Source organism: Streptosporangium sp. NPDC006013, from assembly GCF_040614275.1.
GTDB lineage: Bacteria > Actinomycetota > Actinomycetes > Streptosporangiales > Streptosporangiaceae > Streptosporangium.
In genome coordinates this window covers 1-4,357 of sequence record NZ_JBEXUE010000673.1, presented here as the reverse complement: position 1 = coordinate 4,357, position 4,357 = coordinate 1, and the positions used below count along the sequence as shown (strand labels likewise).

The window sequence follows — 4,357 nt, the reverse complement described above, 5'->3', positions numbered from 1 at the left end:
ACCGACGCCTCACACGAACTGCGCACTCCGCTGGCCGGGTTACGGGTCAAGTTGGAGGAGGCGCAACTTCACCCCGACGAGACCGACCTCGCCGAGCCCGCCAGCCGGTACGGCCCGTGCGGCCGGACCTGGAGCAGGCGCTCCAGGTAGTCCAGGGCCATCGCCTCGATCGACGGGGCCACGTAGTCGGGCTCGGCCAGCACCCTGGCCTGGAAGGCATAAAGGGGCTGGTCAGGGCCAAGATGGCGGAGCAGTCCCGCGTACGGCCAGCCGAGCCCGGCACCGGGGTGCACGCAGAACAGCGGCGGCCGGGAGCCCGAGGCACGTAGCGGGAGCAGCATCTCCAGGCCTCCCTCTCCCAGGTCCCGCGTGCTCTCCCCCTGTGCGCGGGCGAGCGCCTCGGCCGTCTGGTGGGCGAACACCTCGCGCGGGCTGATCACCACCCCCTCCCCCGCCGCGAGGGAGACCAGCCGGATCACCCCGATGCTGTCACCCCCCAGGTCGAAGAATCCGTCGTCGGCGCCGACCCGCTCCAGGCCGAGCACCTGGGCGAACAGCCGGCAGAGCGACTCCTCCTCAGGGGTGCCAGGGTCGCGCCCCGCGGTGGGGGCGGACCCCGAGGGCAGGGCGGCGCGGTCCACCTTCCCGTTCGGGGTGAGCGGCAGCGCGTCCAGGCCGATCACCGACGACGGCACCATGTACTCGGGGAGCGTCCGCCCGGCGAACCGCCGCAGTTCCTCGGGCGCCACGGTGCCGACCACGTAGGCGAGCAGGCGGCGGTCGCGGACGGTCACGGCCACCTGGACGACATCCGGGTGCCCGGCCAGGGCCGCCTCGATCTCCGCCGGCTCGATGCGGAACCCCCGGATCTTGACCTGGCGGTCGGCACGGGCCAGGTACTCCAGCACGCCGTCCGCCGACCACCTGACCACGTCCCCGGTCCGGTACATCCGCCCGCCGTACGGGCAGGCGACGAACCGTTCCGCGGTCAGCGCCGGGCGGCCGAGATAACCGCGGGCCAGCCCGGCGCCCGCCAGGTACAGCTCGCCCGGCACCCCCGGCGGGACCGGCCGCAGGAAGCCGTCCAGCACGTAGGCGCGCATGCCGTCCATGGCCCGCCCGATGGGCGGCGTGCCGACGCGGGAGACAGCGGAGACGGGGTGGTGGGTGGCGTACGTCGTGGTCTCGGTGGGCCCGTAGACATGGCCGAGCAGGGTCCGCGGGCAGGCCGCCAGTACCCGGCGCATGGCCGCGGCCGAGGCGGCCTCACCGCCGGTGAGGACCTCGGCGAGCGGCGCGAACGTGCCCGGCGCCTCCTCCGCGACCAGGTTGAACAGTGCCGTCGTGATGAACAGCGCGGTCAGGCGGTGCCTGGCGACGAGGCCGGCGAACGCGTCGGGCCCGAGGTCGCCCGGTGGCGCGACGACGACGGTACCGCCACGGAGCAGCGGCACCCAGATCTCGTAGGTGGAGGCGTCGAAGGCGTGCGGCGAGTGCATCAGCACCCGCCGGTGCCGCTCCCACCTGCGATCCGCGGCCAGGGCCACGACGTCGCACTGCCGCACCGCGACCCCCTTCGGCGTTCCCGTCGAACCCGAGGTGTAGATGACGTACGCGAGATGCTCGGGGTGAACCGCGCCCCGAGGCTCCGGCGGTGCCGGATCCGCCGGGACGGGCTCGTCCACCCGGACCACCTCGGCGGCGTGCTCGAATCCGGGAGTGCGGTCGGTGACCAGTACCGGAGCACCGGTGTCGGCCATCACCCAGCTCATCCGGTCCGGCGGGTGGCCGTGGTGGATCGGGACGTAGGCTCCCCCCGCCTTGGCGATGGCCAGGGTCGTCACGACCACGTCGGCGGACCTGTCGAGCAGGACCGCGACCGGCGTCTCGGCGCGGACGCCCAGCCCGACCAGCCGGCGAGCCAGCCGGTCGGCCCGGCCGTCCAGCTCGGCGTAGCTGAGGGAGAAGCCGTCGCCGGCGCCGGCCTCGGCGTCCGGTGCCCGCCGCACCTGCTCGGCGAAGGCACCCGCGATCGTCGTCGCGGCCCCGGGCACGGGCGGGGGTTCGGGGCCGTTCCACTCGTCAAGGATCCGGACGCGCTCGTCGGCGGAGAGCGGGTCGAGCCGGGCGAGCGGCAGCTCGGGGTCGGTGGCGACGGCCTTGAGAAGAAGGACGAGCCTGTCCAGGAGCCTGACGGCCTCGGCGTGGGGGACGACGTCGGGGCGGTGGTCGAGTCGCAGGGAGAGCCGCTCACCGGGGACGACCGCCAGGGCCAGCGGGTAGTGGGTCGCGTCGCTGCCCGAGGCGCCCGCGAGCCGCGGTCCCGCTTCCACGCCCGCTTCCACGGAACGGCCGTTCAGGGTCGCGGTGTCGAGAGGGTAGTTCTCCAGGACCGTCATGGTGTCGAAGAGCTGCCCCAGCCCGCAGGCGCGCTGGATGTCGGACAGGCCGAGGTGGTGATGGGCGAACAGCTCGGACTGCTCCGCCTGGAGGCGTTCGAGCAGCCCGGCCAGGGTCTCGGCGGGGTGCAGCCGGACCCGGACCGGCAGGGTGTTGATGAACAGTCCGATCATGCGTTCGGCGCCGGGCAGCTCGGGTGGGCGGCCGGAGACCGTACCGCCGAAGACGACGTCGTCGCGGCCGGTCAGCTGGGCCAGCAGCAGAGCCCAGACCCCCTGGACCGCCGTGTTGAGGGTGAGCGATCGGGCGCGCAGGACGGAGCTGAGGCGGCCGGTGAGATCCTCGTCGAGCTGGGCTCGGACGCATCCGGGATTCACCGGCGTCCGGATGGCGAGGTCCGCGGCGACGAGGGTCGGCCCGGCGACCCCGTCCAGGGCACGGCACCACGCCTCCCGCGCGGCGGCCCGGTCCTGGCGTGCCAGCCAGGCCAGATGGTCGCGGTACGGCGGCGCGGGGGCGGGTTCCCGGCCCGAGTACAGCGCGAACAGCTCGGCCGCCAGCAGCGGTGTCGACCAGCCGTCCAGCAGGATGTGATGGTTGGTGAAAACCAGCCGGTAGCTCTGGGGACCACTCCGTACCAGCACGAACCGCATCAACGGCGGCCGGGACAGGTCGAACCGCCGGGCACGCTCCTCGGCGGCCACCGTCTCGGCGTCGGTCCCCGCCACCTCCCGCCACGGCACCTCCACCCGCCGGTGCACCAGCTGCACGGGATCGCCCCCCGCCCGCTGCCGGAACGAGGCCCGCAGGTTGGCGTGACGATGCACCAGCCGACAGGCCGCGTCCCGCAGCGCGGGGACGTCGAGGGCGCCCTCCAGCTCCAGCACGAGCTGCGCGGTGTAGACGTCGGGCGCCGCCTCGTCGAACAGGGCGTGGAAGAACAGGCCCTGTTGCAGCGGCGACAACGGCAGGATGTCCTCAAGCTGGCTCACCGTGCGCTCCACTCCGCGTCGAGTTCCGCCGCGAACGCGTCGATCTCTTCCTGGCCGATGGAGATCAGCAGGTCCGACGGGGTCAGGCCGTCTCCGGTGTGTCGGGACAGGCCGGTGAGGGCGGCGAACCACGCCTCGGCCAGCTCCCTGACCTGCTCCTCGCCGTACAGGCGCCCGGCCCACGACCAGGTCACCGAGAGGCGCGGCCCGTCCGGCAGGTCCCTGGTGAGGGCGTTGACCTCCAGCGCGTGCGGGAGCGCGAGGTCGGCCGCGTGCCCTCCGCCCACCGCCTCCGACTCAGGCGCCGGGGACCAGTCCGCACCTGTGGCGGCCTCGACGCGGCCGAGGTAGTTGAAAGCCAGCTCCGGTACGGGACAGCGGGCCAGTTCCCGCGCGGTGACGGGGTTGAGGTGGCGGAGCAGACCGTAACCGATGCCTTCGCCGGGAGTCGCACGGAGCTGCTCCTTGACCCGTTTTATCGCCCGCGCGGCGGTGGGGCCCGAAAGGTCGGTCCAGTCGGCGGGGCCCGCGTCGAGCCTGACGGGGTGGATGGTGGTGAACCAGCCCACGGTCCTGGACAGGTCGACGTCGGGGAAGATCTCCGCACGGCCGTGCCCCTCCAGGTCGAGCAGGACCTCCCGCTGCCCGGTGCAGCGGGTCACCGCCAGGGCGAGCCCGGCGAGCAGCACGTCGTTGACCCGGCCGCGGAACGCCGCCGGGAGCCGGGTGAGCAGCGGAACGGTGACATCGGCGGGAAGTCCGAGCGTGAGGTGGCGCTGGGTGGCGAAGGTGTCCGTGGACGGGTCCAGCCGCCCGGTGCCGCCACCGAGCGTGCGGGTCCAGTGATCGAGCTCGCCGGTCCTGCGGGCCGCCTCGTCGTGCAGGCGGTGTGCCCAGGTACGGAAGGAGGTGGGCACCGGCTCCAGCACCGGGACGGTCGGCTGAGCGACCGCTCCCTGAAGGAG

The 4,357-nt window shown here is 73.7% G+C and carries 2 protein-coding genes; both read right to left on the bottom strand.

Translation table 11 applies throughout. The features are described from left to right. Positions 1-68: 68 nt before the first annotated feature. Positions 69-3,392 (bottom strand): amino acid adenylation domain-containing protein, encoded by a 3,324-nt coding sequence (locus ABZ260_RS47545; protein ID WP_355631613.1) that lies wholly within the window; start codon positions 3,390-3,392, stop codon positions 69-71. Continuing rightward, positions 3,389-4,357: condensation domain-containing protein (locus ABZ260_RS47540; RefSeq protein WP_355631610.1), on the bottom strand; the 969-nt coding region annotated here is incomplete at its 5' end. The genes ABZ260_RS47545 and ABZ260_RS47540, both read right to left, overlap by 4 nt.